18 protein-coding genes are annotated in these 18,703 nt (G+C 74.0%); 10 read left to right on the top strand and 8 right to left on the bottom strand.

Translation table 11 applies throughout. From position 1 onward, the window contains the following. Positions 1–211 precede the first annotated feature (211 nt). From ACIGXJ_RS14740 to ACIGXJ_RS14730, 3 genes are all read right to left on the bottom strand, one after another. Positions 212–2,227 (bottom strand): FAD-dependent oxidoreductase, encoded by a 2,016-nt coding sequence (locus tag ACIGXJ_RS14740; protein ID WP_399644581.1) that lies wholly within the window; start codon positions 2,225–2,227, stop codon positions 212–214. 99 nt (positions 2,228–2,326) lie between these two features. Further along, positions 2,327–2,695, bottom strand: a complete 369-nt coding sequence (locus tag ACIGXJ_RS14735) for a hypothetical protein (RefSeq protein ID WP_399644578.1) — start codon at positions 2,693–2,695, stop codon at positions 2,327–2,329. A 164-nt stretch (positions 2,696–2,859) separates the two neighbouring features. Beyond that, complete coding sequence (locus ACIGXJ_RS14730) at positions 2,860–3,732, bottom strand: hypothetical protein (protein ID WP_399644575.1); 873 nt, start codon at positions 3,730–3,732, stop codon at positions 2,860–2,862. A gap of 241 nt (positions 3,733–3,973) precedes the next feature. Between ACIGXJ_RS14730 and ACIGXJ_RS14725 the strand changes: the two genes are divergently transcribed. Further along, positions 3,974–6,052, top strand: a complete 2,079-nt coding sequence (locus tag ACIGXJ_RS14725) for a SpoIIE family protein phosphatase (protein WP_399644573.1) — start codon at positions 3,974–3,976, stop codon at positions 6,050–6,052. 118 nt (positions 6,053–6,170) lie between these two features. Next, positions 6,171–6,578, top strand: coding sequence for a hypothetical protein (locus ACIGXJ_RS14720; RefSeq protein WP_399644572.1), 408 nt, complete (start codon positions 6,171–6,173; stop codon positions 6,576–6,578). Between the two features lie 99 nt (positions 6,579–6,677). Here ACIGXJ_RS14720 and ACIGXJ_RS14715 read toward each other — a convergent pair whose 3' ends face one another. Further along, positions 6,678–7,478, bottom strand: a complete 801-nt coding sequence (locus tag ACIGXJ_RS14715) for a putative protein N(5)-glutamine methyltransferase (RefSeq protein ID WP_399644570.1) — start codon at positions 7,476–7,478, stop codon at positions 6,678–6,680. A 175-nt stretch (positions 7,479–7,653) separates the two neighbouring features. Then, the gene (locus ACIGXJ_RS14710) at positions 7,654–8,685 is read right to left on the bottom strand and encodes a hypothetical protein (protein WP_399644568.1); all 1,032 of its coding nucleotides are present in this window, start codon (positions 8,683–8,685) and stop codon (positions 7,654–7,656) included. Between the two features lie 93 nt (positions 8,686–8,778). Here ACIGXJ_RS14710 and ACIGXJ_RS14705 point away from each other — a divergent pair, with 93 nt between their 5' ends. Further along, complete coding sequence (locus tag ACIGXJ_RS14705; RefSeq protein ID WP_399644565.1) at positions 8,779–9,243, top strand: MarR family winged helix-turn-helix transcriptional regulator; 465 nt, start codon at positions 8,779–8,781, stop codon at positions 9,241–9,243. Here ACIGXJ_RS14705 and ACIGXJ_RS14700 read toward each other — a convergent pair. Then, positions 9,204–9,941 carry a GNAT family N-acetyltransferase gene (locus ACIGXJ_RS14700; RefSeq protein WP_399644563.1) on the bottom strand — a complete coding sequence of 246 codons (738 nt, stop codon included), beginning with the start codon at positions 9,939–9,941 and terminating at the stop codon, positions 9,204–9,206. The two genes, ACIGXJ_RS14705 and ACIGXJ_RS14700, sit on opposite strands and share 40 nt — an antisense overlap. A 165-nt stretch (positions 9,942–10,106) precedes the next feature. On the opposite strand from ACIGXJ_RS14700, the gene ACIGXJ_RS14695 reads away from it, so the two are divergent. The 5 genes from ACIGXJ_RS14695 to ACIGXJ_RS14675 all read left to right on the top strand — a co-directional run bounded on the left by ACIGXJ_RS14695 (position 10,107) and on the right by ACIGXJ_RS14675 (position 14,125). Continuing rightward, the gene (locus ACIGXJ_RS14695; RefSeq protein WP_399644560.1) at positions 10,107–10,712 is read left to right on the top strand and encodes a sulfite oxidase-like oxidoreductase; all 606 of its coding nucleotides are present in this window, start codon (positions 10,107–10,109) and stop codon (positions 10,710–10,712) included. Further along, the gene (locus ACIGXJ_RS14690; protein ID WP_399644558.1) at positions 10,705–11,463 is read left to right on the top strand and encodes a ferredoxin reductase; all 759 of its coding nucleotides are present in this window, start codon (positions 10,705–10,707) and stop codon (positions 11,461–11,463) included. Before ACIGXJ_RS14695 ends, ACIGXJ_RS14690 begins: the two co-directional genes overlap by 8 nt. Positions 11,464–11,592: 129 nt before the next feature. After that, positions 11,593–12,180: a hypothetical protein gene (locus tag ACIGXJ_RS14685; protein WP_399644556.1), complete on the top strand. Its 588-nt coding sequence runs from the start codon at positions 11,593–11,595 to the stop codon at positions 12,178–12,180. Positions 12,181–12,278: 98 nt separating this feature from the next. Beyond that, positions 12,279–13,247 carry an acetylxylan esterase gene (locus ACIGXJ_RS14680; protein WP_399644554.1) on the top strand — a complete coding sequence of 323 codons (969 nt, stop codon included), beginning with the start codon at positions 12,279–12,281 and terminating at the stop codon, positions 13,245–13,247. Between the two features lie 134 nt (positions 13,248–13,381). Beyond that, positions 13,382–14,125, top strand: a complete 744-nt coding sequence (locus ACIGXJ_RS14675; RefSeq protein WP_399644552.1) for a GntR family transcriptional regulator — start codon at positions 13,382–13,384, stop codon at positions 14,123–14,125. On the opposite strand, the gene ACIGXJ_RS14670 is transcribed toward ACIGXJ_RS14675, so the two are convergent. Continuing rightward, positions 14,103–14,852: a class I SAM-dependent methyltransferase gene (locus ACIGXJ_RS14670; protein ID WP_399644549.1), complete on the bottom strand. Its 750-nt coding sequence runs from the start codon at positions 14,850–14,852 to the stop codon at positions 14,103–14,105. The genes ACIGXJ_RS14675 and ACIGXJ_RS14670 overlap by 23 nt on opposite strands. A gap of 248 nt (positions 14,853–15,100) precedes the next feature. On the opposite strand from ACIGXJ_RS14670, the gene rho reads away from it, so the two are divergent. Together rho and ACIGXJ_RS14660 are read left to right on the top strand one after the other, a co-directional pair. Beyond that, entirely contained in the window at positions 15,101–16,288 is a 1,188-nt protein-coding gene (gene rho, locus ACIGXJ_RS14665; protein WP_399644547.1) for a transcription termination factor Rho, read from the top strand. A gap of 92 nt (positions 16,289–16,380) precedes the next feature. Then, on the top strand, positions 16,381–17,574 hold the full coding sequence (locus ACIGXJ_RS14660) for a D-alanyl-D-alanine carboxypeptidase family protein (RefSeq protein ID WP_399644545.1): 1,194 nt from the start codon (positions 16,381–16,383) through the stop codon (positions 17,572–17,574). A 162-nt stretch (positions 17,575–17,736) separates the two neighbouring features. Here the strand turns inward: ACIGXJ_RS14660 and ACIGXJ_RS14655 are convergent, their stop codons facing one another. Next, positions 17,737–18,678, bottom strand: coding sequence for a glutaminase (locus tag ACIGXJ_RS14655; RefSeq protein WP_399644543.1), 942 nt, complete (start codon positions 18,676–18,678; stop codon positions 17,737–17,739). Between the last annotated feature and the right edge of the window lie 25 nt (positions 18,679–18,703).

The following is an 18,703-nucleotide window of genomic DNA, read 5'->3' as shown; positions in this document are numbered from 1 at the left end:
AGAGCGGGTCGAGGCGGGTCGAGGCGGGCCTTGGGCAGGCAGAACTCGTTGCCCTCGGGGCCGGCGAGCACATGCGAGGCGTTTTCCGCGCCGCGCACGTGAGGGCCGGCCGAACCGGGCCCGACCCCCCCTTGCGCGGGAGTCCCGCGGCCCCGGCCCGCCCGAGCGCAAGGCATCCCCTCGTCCCGCCCCCTTGCCGGGTAGGCCGGTTCTAGAGGGCGGCCGCGACCTCGGTGCCCTGCTTGATGGCGCGCTTGGCGTCCAGTTCCGCGGCCACGTCCGCGCCGCCGACCAGGTGGACGCTGCGGCCGGCCGCGACCAGCTCCTCGTACAGGTCGCGGCGGGGCTCCTGGCCGGTGCACAGCACGACGGTGTCGACGTCCAGGACCGTGCTCTCCTCGCCGACCGTGATGTGCAGTCCGGCGTCGTCGATACGGTCGTAGCGGACGCCCGGGACCATGGTCACACCGCGGTGCTTGAGCTCGGCGCGGTGGATCCAGCCGGTGGTCTTGCCGAGTCCGGCGCCGACCTTGCTGGGCTTGCGCTGCAGGAGGTGGACCTGGCGGGGCGGGGCGGGCCGTTCGGGGGCGGCGAGGCCGCCGGGGGCCTGGTAGTCCATGTCGACTCCCCAGTGCCGGAAGTAGGTCTCCGGGTCCTCGCTCGCCTTGTCGCCGCCGTCGGTGAGGAACTCGGCCACGTCGAAGCCGATGCCTCCCGCGCCGAGGACGGCGACCTTCTCGCCGACGGGCACCCGGTCGCGCAGGACGTCGAGGTAGCCCACGACCTTGGGGTGGTCGACGCCGGGGATGTCGGGCGTGCGGGGGGTGACACCGGTGGCGACGACGACCTCGTCGTAGCCGTCCAGGTCGGCCGCCGAGACGGGGGTGTCGAGGCGTACGTCCACCTTCTCCTCGGCGAGGCGGTGGCGGAAGTAGCGCAGCGTCTCGTCGAACTCCTGCTTGCCGGGGACCTGGCGGGCCACGTTGAGCTGCCCGCCGATCTCGCTCGCGGCGTCGAACAGCGTGACGTCGTGGCCGCGTTCGGCGGCGGACACCGCGCAGGCCAGGCCCGCGGGGCCGGCGCCGACGACGGCGACGCGCTTGCGCCGCCGGGTCGGGGACAGCACCAGCTCGGTCTCGTGGCAGGCGCGCGGGTTGACCAGGCAGGAGGTGATCTTGCCGCTGAAGGTGTGGTCCAGACAGGCCTGGTTGCAGCCGATGCAGGTGTTGATGGCCGCGGAGCGGTCCTCGGCGGCCTTCTTCACGAACTCGGCGTCGGCGAGCATCGGGCGGGCCATCGACACCATGTCCGCGGTGCCGTCGGCGAGCAACCGCTCGGCCAGCTCGGGGGTGTTGATGCGGTTGGTGGTGACCAGCGGGACGGACACCTCGCCCATCAGCCGCTTGGTGACCCAGGTGTAGGCGCCGCGCGGCACGGAGGTGGCGATGGTGGGGATGCGGGCCTCGTGCCAGCCGATGCCGGTGTTGATGATCGTGGCGCCGGCCTCCTCGACGGCCTTGGCGAGGGTGATCACCTCGTCGAGGGTGGAGCCGCCGGGGACGAGGTCCAGCATCGACAGCCGGTAGATCAGGATGAAGTTCTCGCCGACGGCCTCGCGCACGCGCCGCACGATCTCCACCGGGAAGCGCATGCGGTTCTCGTACGAGCCGCCCCAGCGGTCGGTGCGCCGGTTGGTCTGCTGCGCGATGAACTCGTTGATCAGGTAGCCCTCGGAGCCCATGATCTCCACGCCGTCGTAGCCGGCCTGCTGGGCGAGGCGGGCGGTGCGGGCGTAGTCGTCGATGGTCCGCTCGACCTCGGCGTCGGTCAGCTCGCGGGGCGGGAAGGGGCTGATGGGCGCCTGGAGGGGGCTGGGCGCGACCAGGTCCTCGTGGTAGGCGTACCGGCCGAAGTGCAGGATCTGCATCGCGATGCGGCCGCCCTCGCGGTGCACGGCGTCCGTGATGACCCGGTGCTCCCCGGCCTCGGCCTCGGTGGTGAGCTTGGCGCCGCCGCCCCAGGGGCGGCCCTCCTCGTTGGGGGCGATGCCGCCGGTCACGATGAGGCCGACGCCGCCGCGGGCGCGCTCGGCGTAGAACGCCGCCATGCGCTCGAAGCCGTTCTCGGCCTCTTCGAGGCCGACGTGCATCGAGCCCATCAGGACGCGGTTGGGCAGCGTGGTGAAGCCCAGGTCGAGCGGGCTCAGCAGATGGGGGAAACGGCTCATCGGACCCTCCGTGCGCGGTGTCGTCCTCGTAGTTGTAGAGGACCGCGCACGGATTATGCAACTAGTTGCAGAAGAGGCCCGGGGGTGTTGTGGCCGAGGTCACCGCCCTTCGAGCAGGACGTGCAGTTCGCGCTCCTGGTCGCCGGAGGCGGTGGACAGGTCGCGCACGGTGAACAGGGGGTCCAGGGTCTTGCGGAGCCGGTCGATCGCCCAGTAGCCGCCCTGGGCGTCGACCTCGACGGTGGACGACAGCCGGGCGGGAGGCGGGCAGGTGCGGGCGTCCGTGACCTCGAAGGTGCCGAGCCAGACCATGGGGCGGGTCTCGTGGAGCTGCTGCGGCACCTCGTCGCTGCCGCGGTCCGACTCGAAGCAGGTGCTGAGCGCGTCGAAGACGATGCGGGCGTCCTCCTTGCTGCAGCCGCTGATCTCGACGGAGACGGACTCCTCGTGCGGTCGCTCGCGGTCCATCATGGTCGCTCCTCTCGTGCGGGGCACATCCCTAGAAAAGCACCGATTTCCCTCTTGAGCGCGAGAGATGCGCCCCCGAGCCGCCCTGATTCTTCCGCCCCGCGCCGCGGGCGCGCCGTGACAGCTCGCGCCCCGCGGCGCAGCCCGCACTCGGGGTACCCCGCTCAGCCGCGCACGAATCGGTAGGTCTTGCTGTCCGTGAGGATGCAGAAGCCCGGGGACATCACGATCACCCGGAGGGTTCCGGTACGGCGGTCGTAGTCGACGCCCTCCGTCTCGAAGGAGCCGGAGCAGCCGCTGCGCAGGGGCAGCTGCCTGAGGGCCGTGACGTGGCCGGTGACGTCCGAGGGGCCGGCCTGGGCGGAGAGGTCGATCTGCAGGAGCGGTTTGGTGAGGCCGAAGAGGGTGCCCTCGGGGTCGTCGGAGGAGCAGAGCAGGGTGGTGGGGCCGGAGAAGTCGCAGCCCTGCAGGTCGCGTATGGCGTGGTCGAGGTGGACGGTGGCCACCAGCCGGAGGTCGGCCGAGGGGGAGGTGGCCGGGTTGACGCCGGGGGTCGGGAAGACCAGGAGGCGGGTCATGGTGCCCCACTCCCCCGCCAGCATCCACCGGCCGTCCGGGGAGACGGCCACCCAGGAGTTGTTCGCCGCCTCGCCGGGGGCGAGCGTGTGCACGTACTCCGACCAGGCGCCGCCGGGCGCCTGCACGCGGAACATCTTCGCGCCGCCGGAATCGCGCTGGTACGGCTCGACGTAGAAGCCGTCGTAGGAGGCGTCGGGGTCGCCGACGTGGTTCCAGCCGCGGCTGGAGACGCCCATCGGGATGGTGCCGATGCCGGTGTAGCGGTTGGGGCTGCCGGCGGGGACCTCGACGGACGTCAGGCCCTGGCTCTCGGTCAGCGGACGGGCGCGGTCGGAGCCGGCCTCCGTCCAGGTGTCCGCGGCCGCGGCCGGCGGGGCGGCGGACATGACGACTGCGGTGGTGAGGGCTACGAGTGCGGACAGCAGGGCGAGACGGCGTTGCCGGGCACACGGGCGCATCGCGTCGGCTCCTCGGTAGGGGGGTGGAGTTCCGCTCGGCGCACAGTGTGAACCGAGCTGATGGTCATGTACAGACCAAAACGACCGACGCGCCGGATCCCAGACCAGGACGACTCCACCGGTCCTGAGGGATGGTGGTATGGGACGCGGTGGCGTAAGAGAGATGGTTGAGCGTGGTACGGCATGGGGAGTCGGCACGGGGGACGGCGTGCCGTGAGGACGGGCGAAGGCGGTGCGTGCGATGGGTGCAGCCGGACCTCCCGTGACATCGGGCGGCGAACCGGCCCGCGGTCCGGTGCGGCCCAGCGGACTGCTGGACGTCATCGGTGTGGCCTCGATCGTCCTGGACGACGCGGGCCGCATCGTGCTCTGGAGCCCGCAGGCCGAGGAGTTGTTCGGCTACACGGCCGAGGAGGCGCTCGGCCGGTACGCGGCCCAGATCATGGTGCACGAGCAGCACATGGACGTGGTCGTGAAGCTGTTCGCCGACGTCATGGCCACCGGCCAGGGCTGGGCGGGGGCCTTCCCCGTGCGCCACAAGGACGGCTCGACCCGGCTGGTGGAGTTCCGCAACATGCGGCTGCTGGACGACCGGGGCGACGTCTACGCGCTGGGCCTGTGCGCCGACCAGTCGACGGTGCGCCGGCTGGAGCGGGACGTGGCGCTGTCCACCCGTATGGTCGCCCAGTCCCCCATCGGTCTGGCGGTGCTCGACACGTCCCTGCGGTACGTCTCCGTCAACCCGGCGCTGGAGCGCATCCACGGTGTGCCCGCCGAGCGGCACCTGGGCCGCACGGCCCGCGAGGTGCTGCCGCACATCGACGTGGAGGGCCTGCACAGCGCGGCGCGGGAGGTGCTGGAGACCGGGCGGCCCGTGGTGGACCGCTCGGTCGTGGGCCGGATCCCCGCCGACCCGGAGGAGGAGCACGTCCTGTCCGTGTCCCTGTACCGGCTGGAGGACGCCCTGGGCACGGTCCTCGGCGTCGCCGTGTCGGTGGTCGACACCACCGAGCAGCACCGGGCGGGGGTAGAGGCGGAGGCGGCCCGGCGGAGGCTGGCCCTCATCGCGGACGCCTCGGCCCGGATCGGCACCACACTGGAGCTGGACCGCACGGCGGGCGAGCTGGCGGACGTGGCCGTGCCGGAGCTGGCCGATGTCGCGGCGGTGGATCTGCTGGACGCGGTGGTGGCGGGCCGGCGCACCAGTCTCGGCCCGGCCCAGCCCGCCGTGATCCGGGCGCTGGCCGTGCGCGCCGACCGCTCACCGCTGGCCCTGGAGGCGGCCGACCCGCCCGGGCAGGTGGCCCGCTACGGCCCCGACCGGCTGGTCACCGAGTGCGTCCGCTCAGGGCGTCCCGTGCTGCTGCCGCACGTGGAGGCCGCCGACCTGCCCCGGATCGCCCGCTCCCCCGAGGCGGCCGTGCTGCTCGCCCGCGCCGGCGTCCACTCCTACCTCGCCGTGCCGCTCATCGCCCGCGGCGAGGTGCTGGGCGCCCTGGACCTCAAACGCACCCGCAACCCACTGCCGTTCACCGAGGACGACGTGCTGCTCGCCCGGGAACTGGCGGCCCGCGCTGCCGTGCAGATCGACAACGCCCGCTGGTACCAGAACGCCCGCGACACCGCGCTCACCCTCCAGCGCAGCCTGCTGCCCAGCCATCCGCCGGTCACGGGAGGCCTCCAGGTCGCCTCGCGCTACCAGCCGGCGGGCGCCACCACCGAGGTCGGCGGCGACTGGTTCGACGTCATCCCGCTGGACGGCGGCAAGACCGCCCTCGTGGTGGGCGATGTGATGGGCAGCGGCATCTCGGCCGCCGCGACGATGGGCCGGCTGCGCACCGCCACCACCACGCTCGCCGCACTCGACCTGGACCCCGCGCTGCTGCTGGAGCACCTCGACCGCATCACCGCGGGCCTGGACCAGGCGATCGCCACCTGCCAGTACGCCGTCCACGACCCGGCGCTCCGGCAGTTGAGGATCGCCAACGCGGGCCACCTGCCGCCCGCGCTGGTGCGCCGGGGAGTCGACCCCGTCCTGCTGGACCTGCCCACCGGGGCGCCCCTCGGCGTGGGCGGCGTGGCGTTCACGACGACCACCGTCGACTTCCGCCCGGGCGACGAACTGGTGCTGTACACCGACGGCTTGGTGGAGACCCGCCGCCACTCCCTCGACGAGCGCCTGGACACCCTGCTCGCCCTGCTGCACGGCCCGACCCGCCCGCTGGACGAGGTGTGCGACCTGCTGGTGCGCACCCTGCACCACCCCGACAACCACGACGACGTGGCGCTGCTCATCGCCCGGGCCCGCGAGGCGGATTGAGACGCATCAGTCCCAGCCCGGCTGCGCGCCGGGCCCGTTGTGGTACGGCAACGGGCGGCCGGTGACCGGGTCCAGCAGCACCCGGTCGCCGAGCGGCCGCGCGAGCGTCACGGTCACCTTGGTCATCTTCAGGAGGGCGGGGCAGTCGCCGTCGCTCGGGTTGCGGACCGACCCGGACAGCACGACCGACTCGGCGCTCTTCGGCGGCTTCCAGCCCCGCGCCCTCGAACGCGTCGCCCGCTGGGGCGACGGCTTCCTCGCCGCCGCGCCGCCGTCCTGGGCGGGCGGCCTGTTCGACAGCGTCCGCACCTTCTGGAAGTACGGCCGTGACGGCGAGCCCCGTATGGTCGCGCAGGTCAACGTCGCCCTCGGCCCCGACGCGGTGGTGGAGGACGCCCGCCGCTCGATGCACGCGTACTACGAGTTCACCGGTATGCCCGACCGGATGACGGCCGCGCTGCTCACGACGCCCGCCGCGGTCCGGGGGCGTTCACCGCCTTCGCGGACCTCGGCGCGGACGAGGTGATGTGCTACTGCTACGGCCGCGACGCCGATCAGGTGGACCGCCTCACCGACCTGCTGTGAGGCACGCGGGGGCGCGAGCGCGCCCCCGCCCCGGGTGTCCTCAGCCGGTCCGGGTGCCGATGACGACCTGCGCGTACAGCTCGTCGTCGACGGCGAGGCGGGTGCTCAGCCCGGCGGCGGTGAACGCCTCGGTCGCCGCCGGGGCCTGGCGCTCGCTGGTCTCGATCAGCAGCCGGCCGCCCGGCGCCAGCCAGCGGGGCGCCTCGGCGGCGACCCGGCGCAGGATGTCGAGGCCGTCGGTGCCGCCGTCGAGGGCGACAAGGGGTTCGTGGTCGCGGGCCTCGGCGGGCAGCAGGCCGACCTCGCCGGTGGGGACGTAGGGCACATTGGCCGCCAGGATGTCGATCCGGCCGCGCAGCCCCGGGGGCAGCGCCTCGAAGAGGTCGCCCTCGTGGACGCGGCCGTCCGCGGCGGCGGTGTTGCCGCGGGCGCAGGCCACCGCGGCCGGGTCGATGTCGGCGGCGTGCAGTTCGACCGGTCCGAGCGCGGCGGCCAGGGCCGCGCCGACCGCGCCCGAGCCGCAGCACAGGTCCACCACGACCCGGGCGTCCGGGACTTCGGCGAGGGCCTGGCGCACCAGGAACTCGGTGCGGCGGCGCGGCACGAAGACACCCGGTGCGACGGTGATCCGCAGGCCCGCGAACTCGGCCCAGCCGAGGACGAGTTCGAGGGGTAGTCCGGCCGCGCGACGGTCCGCCATGGCGGCGGCCTCCTGCGGGGTGCGCGCGGCGGCGAGGATGAGCTCCGCCTCGTCCTCGGCGAAGACGCAGCCGGCCGCGCGCAGCGCCGAGACGAGCGAGGCACGGGACGAGGGGTCGTACGGGGAAAGTGTGGAAGGCATGGAAGCCGAGGGCCTTTCGACGAGCCGAAGGGCGCTCCCGAGGGTCACCGGATGACGGTGGCCCGCAGCGGGTTGAGGTGAGAGCACCCGACCTGACCAGCGGTAATGGGTCTCACCTCCTCGGTCTCGTCCGGCCGGGAAGGTCCGCGGCCGGGTGCCCACCCTACACCGGTGATCACACGCCGACGGTCTCCTCGACCTCTTCCTCGATCTCCGCCGCGGCCGGGGGTTCCGGCACCGCGGCCGCGGACCCGGGCGCGCGCTCATGGCGGGCGGCGACGGCGGTCAGCAGCAGGCCGGCGGCCAGCCAGCCGAGCAGGGTCCACACGCTGCGGGAGAGGCCGTCGTCGCCGAAGTAGAGCAGGCCGCGCAGGCCCTCGACGAAGCCGGCGCCGTTCCAGAAGGCGTGCAGGGTGCCGAAGAAGCCGTTCTGGAGCTCGGGCCGGAACAGTCCGCCGGAACTGGTGAAGTTGAGCATCACGAACAGGACCATCATCGCGAGGGTGGTCCAGCGCTTGAGGAAGGTGTGCAGGCCGACGCCGATGAAGAGGATGCCCGCCGAGTAGAGCCAGGCGAGCGCCCAGAGGCCGGCCAGGTCGTGGTGGGCGAGGTGGAAGACGGGGCCGGCGAGCAGGGCGCCGATGCCGCTGACGACGGCGGAGACCCCGGCGGTGAGCAGGGCCCGCACACGCATCGGCAGGGCGCCGCCCGCCGCGCCGAGCACGGCGACGGAGGCGTACGAGCCGATGCTCACGGCGATCATGAGGAAGAACAGGCCCTGGCCGCTGGGGTCGTCGTCGACGGGGGTGGCCACGTCGGTGACCTTCAGCGGGAGGCCCTGTCCCGCGGCGACGGGGGTGAAGACCTTCTCGACGGCGAGGGCGCCCATGTCGGAGGAGGCGGTGGCGACGATCAGCTCGGGCGCCTTCGGGTCGGGCAGGTAGGCGCCGGTCAGGTCGCGGGACTTCAGCAGGTCCACGGCGGCGGCGCGGTCCGGGACGGTCCGGACGTCGAGCTTGTCGCCCGCGCGGTCCTTGACCGTCTGGGCGAACGTCTTCGCCTCGGTGCCCGAGCCGACGACGGCCACGGGCAGATGGTGCGGCTCCGGGGTCACGAAGGCCCCCATGTAGGCGAGCCCCATGCCGATGCACATCAGCAACGGGGTGATCAGGTGCGTGAGCACATGACGCAGCGCCGGCGACCTCATGGCGGGCGACCTCCAGATAGTTGGCTTATACAACTTCGACTTCAAGTTGTACTATACAACTACATCCGCGGGGTGAGACCCCGGCGGGTGCGGATGAGACGAGGGAGACACCCGGTGACAGCCCGTACGACCGCCGTGGAGACCATCCAGCGCGAGATGACCCGCTTCGCCCGGCGCGCCCGCGCGGCGGCCGGCCGGATGCACCCGGAGCTCTCGCTCGTCGGCTACACGCTCCTCGGCCACCTGGAGGAGGTCGGCGGCTGCCGCGCCACCGACCTCGCGGCGCACTACGCCCTGGACAAGTCCACCGTCAGCCGCCAGGTCGCCGCCCTGGAGCGCGCCCGGCTGATCGAGCGCCGCGTCGACCCGGACGACCACCGCGTCCAGCTCCTCCACCTCACGGACGCCGGCCGCACGATCCTGGACCGCGTCACGCAGAGCCGCCGGGCCGCCTTCAGGGAGCGCCTCGCCGAGTGGCCCGAGGAGGACCTGGCGCGGTTCGCGGACTTCCTGGTGCGCTACAACGCGTGGACGCCGCCGGGGGACGACGTGCCCTGAGCCACGCCCACCGCTTGCTCCTGCGGGACACGGGCCGCGAGGAACGCCGTACGGCGGCGCAGGCGGAAGCCGAGGGACTCGTAGAGGCGGATGGCGCCGGTGTTGCGGGCGCCGGCGTGCAGGAAGGGGGTCTCCCCGCGGGCGCGGATGCCGTGGGCGACGGCGAGGACGAGGCGGGTGGCGAGGCCCTCGCCGCGGGCTGCCGGGTCGGTGCAGACGGCGCTGATCTCGGTCCAGCCCGGCGGGTGCAGCCGCTCGCCGGCCATGGCGACGAGCGCGCCCTCCCGGCGGATGCCCAGGTAGGTGCCCATGTCGACGGTCCGGGACAGGAAGGGGCCAGGCCGGGTCCGCTCGACCAGGTCGAGCATCTCGGGCACGTCGGCGGGACCGAGGACGACTGCCTCCGGGTCGGGTGCGGCGGCCACCCCGTCGTCGACCAGCTGGACGCCCTCCGCCTCGAAGGTGATCTCCCAGTCGGCCGGCACCGGCCCCGCGTAGCCGGCCAGCGCCACCTCCGCGCCGGGCCCCGCGAGCGCCGCCAGGTCCGCCCAGTCCTGGGCGCCGGGGTCGTCAGGGAGGGCCAGCCAGGGCGAGACGTCGAGCGGGTAGCGCAGGACGCGGCCGCGCCGCTCGGCGAAGCGGGCGTGCGGACCGGTGAGGGAGGCGAGGGCCGGGTTGTCCAGGACGTGTGCGGTCATGGTCACCACAATCTCGCGCCCGGGGATCACTGTTCCCGCAGTTCAGGAGAGTTCACACGGCCTTCATGACAGACCTCGTGACGGGGGCGGGGGCGGACCCGCACAGCACGTACGGTTGAATGCGTAAGCAACCGCACGCGTCACTCGTAGGCAGGCACCACCTCCATGAACGTCACCCGAGGCTTCTCCGGGCGGCCGCGCGTCGACAACCCCGGGCTGCCGCCCGGCCAGTACGACGCGGGCGACGACTGGCCCGTCCTGTCCGCCGAGGTCACCCCCGACCTCGCGCCCGCGGACTGGACCTTCCGGATCGACGGCCTGGTGGAGCGGCCGCGGACCTGGGACTGGGAGACCGCGCACGCGCTGCCCGGCTCGGTCTACGAGGGCGACATCCACTGCGTGACCAGCTGGTCCAAGTTCGGTGTGCGCTTCGGCGGGGTCTCGCTGGACACCTTCCTGGAGGCGGCGGGGCCGCTGCCGTCCGCGACCCATGTCGTGGCGTACGCGCACACCGGCTACACCACCAACCTGCCGCTCGCGGACGTCACCGGCGGCAGGGCGTGGATCGCCTGGGAGTTCGACGGCAGGCCGCTGGCGCCCGAGCACGGCGGGCCGGCCCGGCTGCTGGTGCCGCACCTGTACTTCTGGAAGAGCGCCAAGTGGATCGCGGGCCTGCGCCTGCTGGACCACGACGAGCCGGGCTTCTGGGAGCAGAACGGCTACCACCGGCGCGGCAACCCCTGGGAGGAGCAGAGGTTCTCCGGTGACTGACACGACGTTCGCGCCGCCGACCGGGTTCGCCATCCCCGGCCGGATCTCCGTGCCCACCGATGTGGCGACGGCCTGGCAGACCGCCACGCTCACCGAGATCCGCCGTGAGACACCGCGGGTGGCGACCTTCCGGTTCGCGGTGCCGTCCTGGGCCGGCCATGTGCCCGGCCAGCACCTGCAGCTGCGGCTGACCGCGCCGGACGGCTACACCGCCCAGCGCCACTACTCCCTCGCCTCCGCGCCGGACGCCTCGGGCCACATCGAGCTGACCCTGGACCATGTGGCGGGCGGCGAGGTCTCGGGCTGGTTCCACACCGAGGCGCGGCCCGGTGACACCGTCGAGGTGCGCGGCCCGCACAGCGGGTTCTTCGCCTGGCCGGGCGACCGGCCCGCGCTGCTGATCGGCGCGGGCTCCGGGGTCGTACCGCTGATGTCGATGCTCCGCCACCACCGGGCGCGCGGGCTCGACGTGCCGCTGCGGCTCGTGGTGTCGGCGCGCAGCCCCGAGGACCTCATCTACGCGCGTGAGTACGGGCCCGAGACGACGCCCGTGTTCACCCGCAGCGCCCCCGAGGGCGTGCCGGTGGGGCGGCTGTCCGGTGCGCACCTGGCCGGGCTCATGGCGCAGGCGCCCGCGGGCGGCTGGGAGGCGTACGTCTGCGGCTCCAACTCCTTCGCCGAGCATGCCTCGCGGCTGCTGGTCGCGGCCGGCCAGCCGGTGGACCGCATCCGCATCGAACGCTTCGGCTGACCGGGCCGATCCGCCCGCCCGGCCGTTTCCGGCCGTCCTCCGGCGTCGTTCCACCGACGCGGTGAACGATGCGCCCCGTACGGGGTACGCGAGGGGTGAGGGCACTCCGCGCCCCGGCGAGGAGGCGGCATGCGAAGCTGGTGGTGCGACTGGCGGTGGCGGCCGAGCGAACTGCGCCGCCGATCGGACGTCGTCGAGGCCTGGACCGTGCTGGCCGTCGGCGTGCTGCTGCTGATCGGCGCACCCCTGGTGGGGTTCCTGGCCGCCTGGTGGGCGTACGGCGACGCGGACGCCCGTGCGGACGCGCTGCGGGCGGACCGCCACACCGTACGGGCCGAGGTGGTCGGCGACGCCCCGGTGGCGGTGCCGTCGGCGCAGGGCGGCCGTCCGCTCACCCAGCTGGCCATGGTGCGCTGGACCGGCCCGGCCGGCGCGGTGCACACCGGCCGGGCCGTGATCCCCGCCGACGCCCGCCGCGGTGACGCGGTCGAGCTGTGGCTCGACTCGCGCGGGCGGGCCGTCGCGCCGCCGCCGGACTCGTCGACGGTGTGGCAGCACTCCGTCGCGCTCGGCATCTGCGGCGGCGCGGGCACGGCCTCGGTGGTGCTGCTGGGCCACTGCGTCGTGCGCCGCGCGGCGGAGCGGCACCGGCTGGCCGAGTGGGAGCGGGACTGGGCCCTCACCGAGCCGCAGTGGACCGGGCGGCGGGCCGGGTAGCGGGTCCGCAGGGCGCCGCCGTGGACGGGCTCTGGCGACTGTGCACGTTCCCACGTACGGTGTGGTCGATCATCGACTCCCAGCGAAGGCGGTCCCGCATGGCCTTGTTCGACCTTCCCCTCGACGAGCTCCGCGCGTACCGGAGCAGCTCGGTCGCGCCGGAGGACTTCGACGCCTTCTGGGCCAAGTCCCTCGAGGAGGCGCGCGAGTTCGACCTGGACGTCCGGTTCGAGCCGGTCGACGCCGGTCTGCCGACGGTGCGGGTGTACGACGTGACGTTCGCCGGGTTCGGCGGCCATCCGGTGAAGGGCTGGCTGCGGCTGCCCGCCGCGGCCGAGGAACCGCTGCCGCTGGTCGTGGAGTTCGTCGGCTACGGCGGCGGGCGCGGACTGCCGCACGAGAACCTGCTGTGGGCGGCCAGCGGCCGGGCCCACTTCGTGATGGACACCCGCGGCCAGGGCAGCGCCTGGGGCGGCGGGGGCGGCACGGCCGACCCGGTGGGCGGGGCGCCCCAGTATCCCGGTTTCATGACCCGGGGCATCGACGCCCCCGAGAACTACTACTACCGGCGGGTGTTCACCGACGCCGTGCGCGCGGTGGAGGCGGCCCGTTCGCACCCGCTCGCGGACGCCTCGCGGACCGTGGCGCTCGGCGCCAGCCAGGGCGGCGGCATCACCCTCGCGGTCGGCGGACTGGTGCCGGACCTGGTGGCGGTGGCGCCGGACGTGCCGTTCCTGTGCGACTTCCCGCGCGCCATTACCCTGACGGACCGGCACCCGTACCGCGAGATCGGCCTGTTCCTCAAGACGCACCGCGGCCGCACCGGGGACACGCTGCGCACGCTGTCCTACTTCGACGGTGTGCACTTCGCCGCGCGCGGCCGGGCGCCCGCGCTGTTCTCGGCGGCGCTGGAGGACCAGACGTGCCCGCCGTCGACGGTGTTCGCGGCGTTCAACGCCTGGGGCGGTGACGACAAGGCCATCGAGGTCTACGACTTCAACGACCACGAGGGCGGCGGCCCCTTCCACGAGGCGGCCAGGCTGCGCTGGCTGCGGTCGTACGCCTGAGCCGTCTGAGAGCGCGACCAATGGGTTTCGGCCGAACCGGACGGCCGCTCTTCCCTAGTGGTTTAGACCAATGCTAGATCTGGTGGCACAATGAGCCCGCACGGCTACGGTACGTCACCACCAGGAGGCGCGGCATGGCCCGCACCACCCCGCACGACCCCTCTCCCGCAGGGGAACCGCTCTACCAGCGCATCGCGGCCGAGCTGCTCGGCGAGCTGCGCGACAGCACGATCCCGCCCGGCGAACGGCTTCCGGGCGAGCGGCAGTTGGCCGAGCACTTCGGCGTCAGCCGGGAGACGGTACGGCAGGCGCTCGAGCTGCTGCGCCGCGACGGCCATGTCACCACCGACCGGCGCGGCAGCCACGCCACCCTGCCCGCCGCGCCGGTCGAGCCGCCGTCGGCGCTGACCTTCCCGGTCGGCTCCCTCGACCCCGGCGGGGCGGGCGCCGTCGACCGGGCCACCGTCACCTGGGAGGCGCCTCCCCCGGCCCACGCCGAGGCCCTCGGTCTCGCCCCGCACCGGCCGACGCTGGTCCACCGCTACGAGTCCGCGGGGTCCGGCGGACAGGGCCGGCGCACCGCCGTGACGTCCTTCTCGGCCGTGGCGCTCGCCGAGGTCGCGGAGCTGGCCCGCTACCGCCACCGCGCGGACGGCACCTGCGCCGCCCAACTGCGCCGCGCCTACGACTGGATGCGCCGGGCCGGGCTGACCCTGCACCACCGCGACAGCATCACCCCGCTCCCGGGCACCCCGTCGGTGCGGGTGACCCGGCTCGTGCACGACCAGTACGCGCGGCCGCTGGAGATCACCGAGCTGGTGGTGGACGCCCAGCAGGACGCGCTCGTCTACGAGTTCACGGTGCCGGCGGCGGGCTGACCTCACACTCGCGGCGGGCCAGCACCAGCCGGACGCGGGGGCTGCCGTCGGGGCGCCGCCCGAACTCGGGGAGGTCGGTCAACTCGACGCGGAATCCGGCCCGTTGCAGTTCGCGCAGCACATCGCCGAGGCGGAAGGTGCGGTAGTACATGACGAACGGAGGCCGCCACAGCGCGTTGCGCACCCGCATCACGGCGTCGAAGCCCAGCAGCGTCCAGTAGGCGCGGCTGCCCGGGCGGGGCGGCGCGGCGACCGGGAAGGCGAAGCTGCCGCCCGGCCGCAGCACGGCGTGCACCCCGGCGAACAGGCCGGGCAGCTCGCGCGGCAGGAAGTGCCCGAACGCCCCGAAGCTCACCACCAGATCGAAGGCCTGCCCGAACGGCAGCGCCCGTGCGTCGGCCCGTACCCAGGCGAGCCGCGGCCCGGTGGTGCGCACCCGGCGCCGGGCCACGTCGAGCATCCCGGCACTGAAGTCCACGCCGGTGACACTGCGCCGGCACAGGTCCGCGAGGGCGCCCGTCCCGGCGCCCGTGCCGCAGCACAGGTCCAGCCCGTCGTCGTGGTCGCCGTCGCGGCGCAGCGCGGCCGCGACCGCCCGCAGCACGGACTCCGGTGTGCGGAAAGGGGTGTGGTCGAACTTCGGCGCGAGCAGGTCGTAGCCGCGCTCGACGGACGACAGGGCCTGCGCGGCGAGTTCACGCAAGGTGGGGCCTTCGGGACTGAACATCCCTGTCAGCGTAACCCCGCGGACCCCCTTTCGGCCGAGCGCGTGGTACGGTGCGAGCAGCACTTGTGTACGCCCCGTCCGGGGCGCGGGTGCGGTTCCCTCTCGGTACACCGACTTGGCCCGTCCGCACGGACCGGCATCCCGGTTTCCCACAACACCTCGCGACCGGCGTGTTTTCCGCCGCGCACCAGGTGTCGTTCCCTCGCCGCCCCCGGGCGTGCGCCTCTCCCTCCCCTCGCGTCCCACGTATGTCGCAGGCCACCGTCCGTGAAAGGACACCCCCCATGACCACCACACTCGAACACCCACCTGTCCGGCTATCCCCTGCCCGGCTCGTCGCGGGCGTCCTGGACGTCGACGCGGGCGGGAAGGGCCGGCTGCGTCCCCTGGACTGCCTCGCCACCCCCGCCGACCCGCAGGTCCCGGCGGCCCTGATCCGCCGTCACGGCCTGCGCAAGGGGGATGTCGTCGAGGGCCTCCTCGGCGACCGGCGCACCCTGGCCGAGGTCGGTCCGGTCGACGGCCGTCCGCCCGAGGAGCTGCGCGGGCGGGTGCGCTTCGGCGACCTCACCCCGCTGCACCCGCGTGAGCGGCTGCGCCTCGAACACCCCGCGGCCGGACTGTCCGGCCGGGTCCTCGATCTGCTCGCGCCCGTCGGCAAGGGGCAGCGCGGACTGGTCGTGGCGCCGCCCAGGACCGGCAAGACCGTCCTGCTCCAGCAGATCGCCGCCGCCGTCGCGGGCAACCATCCCGAGTGCCGGCTGATGGTCGTGCTGCTCGACGAACGCCCCGAGGAAGTCACCGACATGCGGCGCTCCGTGCGCGGCGAGGTGTACGCCTCGGCCTTCGACCGCACACCCCGGGAGCACATCGCCCTGGCCGAGCTGGTCGTCGAGCGCGCCAAGCGGCTGGTCGAGGCGGGCGAGGACGTCGTGATCCTGCTCGACTCGCTGACCCGGCTGTGCCGGGCGCACAACAACGCGGCCGCCGCCGGCGGCCGCACGCTCAGCGGCGGTGTCGACGCGGCGGCACTGCAGGGGCCCAAGCGGTTGTTCGGCGCGGCGCGCCTCGCGGAGGAGGGCGGTTCGCTCACGATCCTGGCCACGGCTCTCGTCGAGACCGGTTCGCGTGCCGACGAGTTCTTCTTCGAGGAGCTGAAGGGCACCGGCAACATGGAGCTGCGCCTGGACCGCGAGCCGGCCTCCCGCCGGGTCTTCCCCGCCGTCGACATCCCGCGCTCCGGCACCCGCCGTGAGGAACTCCTGCTGAGCCCGGCCGAGACGGCCGCCGTCCGCGCCCTGCGCCGGGCCGTCACCGGCCGCGACGGCCACAGCCGGCTGGAGACGCTGCTGGAACGCCTGCGGGCGACCCCCGACAACGCGGCCTTCCTGCGCCGGATCACGCCGACGCTGCCCGCGCACCGGGCTGGGCTGTAGGCGAGACCCCCTTATAGGGCATCCGGGTGCTCGCGGGCGCCGTACGGCCACGGCAGCGCGGTGTGGCGGGGGCACGTTCCTAGGTTGCTTGTATGAAGATCGGATCATCCTTTTTCAGCTCCCGTTCGGGCGTGCCGACCTGTGCGCTGTGCGTCGCGGGTGTGCTCGTGCTCGGCCCCGTCGCGGCGGCCGCCCCGGCCGGGACGGACCCCCGCGCTCCGGGCGGGCCACGGGTCTCGGCGCCCGGCGGGTCGCTGCTGTACCGCCCGGGCACGCAGGTGCGGGCGCGCCCCGGGGCGCCGGACGTGCCGGACGTCTCCGCCCTGTCCTGGGTGGTGGCCGACGCCGGCAGCGGCGCGGTGCTCGCCGCGCACGACGCGCACCGCAGACTGCCGCCCGCGAGCACCCTGAAGACGCTGTTCGCCCTCACCTTGCTGCCCGCCCTGCCGGCGGGCCTGCGGCACCGGGTCAAGGAGGAGGAGCTCGCCGGCATCGGGGCCGGCAGCAGCCTGGTGGGGGTGGCCGAGGACCACACCTACCGGATCGCCGACCTGTGGCGCGGGGTGTTCCTCGCCTCCGGCAACGACGCCGTGCGGGTGCTGGCCTCGCTCAACGGCGGCTGGCGCACCACCGCCTCCCGTATGCAGGACAAGGCCCGCGCCCTGGGCGCCCGCGACACCAGGGTGCTCTCGCCCGACGGGTACGACATGCCGGGCCAGGTGTCGTCGGCGTACGACCTCGCGGTGTTCGGCCGGGCGGGGCTGCGCAACGCCGACTTCGCGCGCTACTGCGGCACGGCCGAGGCGAAGTTCCCGGGCCGCGGCGGATGGTCGTACGGCATCCAGAACACCAACCGGCTGCTCACCGGCGCCGACGGAGTGGACCGTTATCCCGGGCTGATCGGGGTGAAGAACGGCTACACCAGCAATGCCGGTCACACGCTCGTGGCCGCCGCCCGGCGGGGCGGGCGCACCCTGGTCGTCACCGTGATGAACCCCCAGTCCGGCGGCGGCTTCACCGTCTACGAGGAGGCGCGCTCACTGCTGGACTGGGGGTTCGAGGCGGCCGGGCGGGTCGACCCGGTGGGGTCGCTGGACGCGCTGAAGCCACGACCGGCACCCGGCCCGCAGGCCACGCCCGTGGTGGCCGCCGCGCCCGCCGCACCCGCCGCACCCGGCGGCAGAACCCCGGCCGGACCGGCGATCGCGGCCGCCGCCGTGCTCGGCGCGGGCCTCACGGCCTGGGCGATCCGGCTGCTGACCCGCCGCAAGGCAGTACGCGGCTGAATCGGGACCGGGTGGCGAGGCCGGGCGGCTGCCGCGCACCCGGTCGCAAGGCGGTACGCGGCTGACCTGGGACCGGGGGCGGCCGGGCCGGCTGCCGGGCACCCGGTTCCCGCGGTCGCGCCGTGACACGGACGTGCTGCGGACGCGGGGCGCGTGGCCGGGTCAGAAGACGGACAGGCCCGTCAGGGTGGTGAACCGGTCCAGGGCCGCCACACCGGCCACGGAGTTGCCCCGCTCGTCCAGTCCCGGGCTCCACACACAGAGGGTGCAGCGCCCCGGGACCACCGCGATGATGCCGCCGCCCACCCCGCTCTTGCCGGGCAGGCCGACCCGGTAGGCGAAGTCGCCCGCCGCGTCGTACGTGCCGCAGGTGAGCATGACGGCGTTGACCTGCTTGGCCTGGCTTCGGGTGAGCAGGCGCGAGCCGTCGGCGCGGATGCCGTGCCGGGCGAGGAAGGCGGTGGCCAGGGCGAGGTCGGCGCACGACGCGCGCAGGGAGCACTGGCGGAAGTACTGGTCCAGCAGCTCCGGGACGGGGTTGTCGATGTTGCCGTACGACGCCATGAAGTGGGCGAGTGCGGCGTTGCGGTCGCCGTGCGCGGCCTCGGAGGCGGCGACCTCGTGGTCGAAGTCCACGTCCCCGTTGCCGCTCTCGGTGCGCAGGAAGGCGCGCAGTTCGCCGGCCGCGTCACCGGTCCGGGTGTGCAGCCGGTCGGTGACGACGAGCGCGCCCGCGTTGATGAACGGGTTGCGCGGGATGCCGTTCTCGTACTCCAGCTGGACCAGGGAGTTGAACGGGTTGCCGGAGGGCTCGCGGCCCACGTGCTCCCACAGCTCGTCGCCCTCCCGGGCGAGGTCCAGGGCGAGGGTGAAGACCTTGGTGATGGACTGCGCGGAGAACGGCTCGCGCCAGTCGCCGACGCCGTACACCGTGCCGTCCACCTCCGCGACGGCCATGCCGAAGCGGCGCGGGTCGCAGGCGGCGAGCGCCGGGATGTAGTCGGCGGGGCGGCCCCGGCCGGGGGTGTGCTCGATCTCCTCGGCGATGCGCTCCAGGACCGGCTGGAAGAACAGGGACGACGACGCGACGGGCATGATCACCATTCTGCCTCCGGGCCGGTCCTGGCGC

This window comes from Streptomyces sp. NPDC053367 (genome assembly GCF_044545925.1).
Classification (GTDB): domain Bacteria; phylum Actinomycetota; class Actinomycetes; order Streptomycetales; family Streptomycetaceae; genus Streptomyces.
This window is presented reverse-complemented; position numbering and strand designations above follow the sequence as displayed.

What these genes read in the sequence shown, in the direction of transcription:
- ACIGXJ_RS14740 (WP_399644581.1), bottom strand. Translation starts at nt 2,227, where the DNA reads ATGAGCCGTTTCCCCCATCTGCTGAGCCCGCTCGACCTGGGCTTCACC.
- ACIGXJ_RS14655 (WP_399644543.1), bottom strand. Translation starts at nt 18,678, where the DNA reads ATGGTGATCATGCCCGTCGCGTCGTCGTCCCTGTTCTTCCAGCCGGTC.
- ACIGXJ_RS14700 (WP_399644563.1), bottom strand. Translation starts at nt 9,941, where the DNA reads ATGACCGCACACGTCCTGGACAACCCGGCCCTCGCCTCCCTCACCGGT.
- ACIGXJ_RS14660 (WP_399644545.1), top strand. Translation starts at nt 16,381, where the DNA reads ATGAAGATCGGATCATCCTTTTTCAGCTCCCGTTCGGGCGTGCCGACC.
- ACIGXJ_RS14685 (WP_399644556.1), top strand. Translation starts at nt 11,593, where the DNA reads ATGCGAAGCTGGTGGTGCGACTGGCGGTGGCGGCCGAGCGAACTGCGC.
- ACIGXJ_RS14670 (WP_399644549.1), bottom strand. Translation starts at nt 14,852, where the DNA reads ATGTTCAGTCCCGAAGGCCCCACCTTGCGTGAACTCGCCGCGCAGGCC.
- rho (WP_399644547.1), top strand. Translation starts at nt 15,101, where the DNA reads ATGTCGCAGGCCACCGTCCGTGAAAGGACACCCCCCATGACCACCACA.
- ACIGXJ_RS14725 (WP_399644573.1), top strand. Translation starts at nt 3,974, where the DNA reads ATGGGTGCAGCCGGACCTCCCGTGACATCGGGCGGCGAACCGGCCCGC.
- ACIGXJ_RS14695 (WP_399644560.1), top strand. Translation starts at nt 10,107, where the DNA reads ATGAACGTCACCCGAGGCTTCTCCGGGCGGCCGCGCGTCGACAACCCC.
- ACIGXJ_RS14710 (WP_399644568.1), bottom strand. Translation starts at nt 8,685, where the DNA reads ATGAGGTCGCCGGCGCTGCGTCATGTGCTCACGCACCTGATCACCCCG.
- ACIGXJ_RS14730 (WP_399644575.1), bottom strand. Translation starts at nt 3,732, where the DNA reads ATGCGCCCGTGTGCCCGGCAACGCCGTCTCGCCCTGCTGTCCGCACTC.
- ACIGXJ_RS14735 (WP_399644578.1), bottom strand. Translation starts at nt 2,695, where the DNA reads ATGGACCGCGAGCGACCGCACGAGGAGTCCGTCTCCGTCGAGATCAGC.
- ACIGXJ_RS14680 (WP_399644554.1), top strand. Translation starts at nt 12,279, where the DNA reads ATGGCCTTGTTCGACCTTCCCCTCGACGAGCTCCGCGCGTACCGGAGC.
- ACIGXJ_RS14705 (WP_399644565.1), top strand. Translation starts at nt 8,779, where the DNA reads ATGAGACGAGGGAGACACCCGGTGACAGCCCGTACGACCGCCGTGGAG.
- ACIGXJ_RS14675 (WP_399644552.1), top strand. Translation starts at nt 13,382, where the DNA reads ATGGCCCGCACCACCCCGCACGACCCCTCTCCCGCAGGGGAACCGCTC.
- ACIGXJ_RS14715 (WP_399644570.1), bottom strand. Translation starts at nt 7,478, where the DNA reads ATGCCTTCCACACTTTCCCCGTACGACCCCTCGTCCCGTGCCTCGCTC.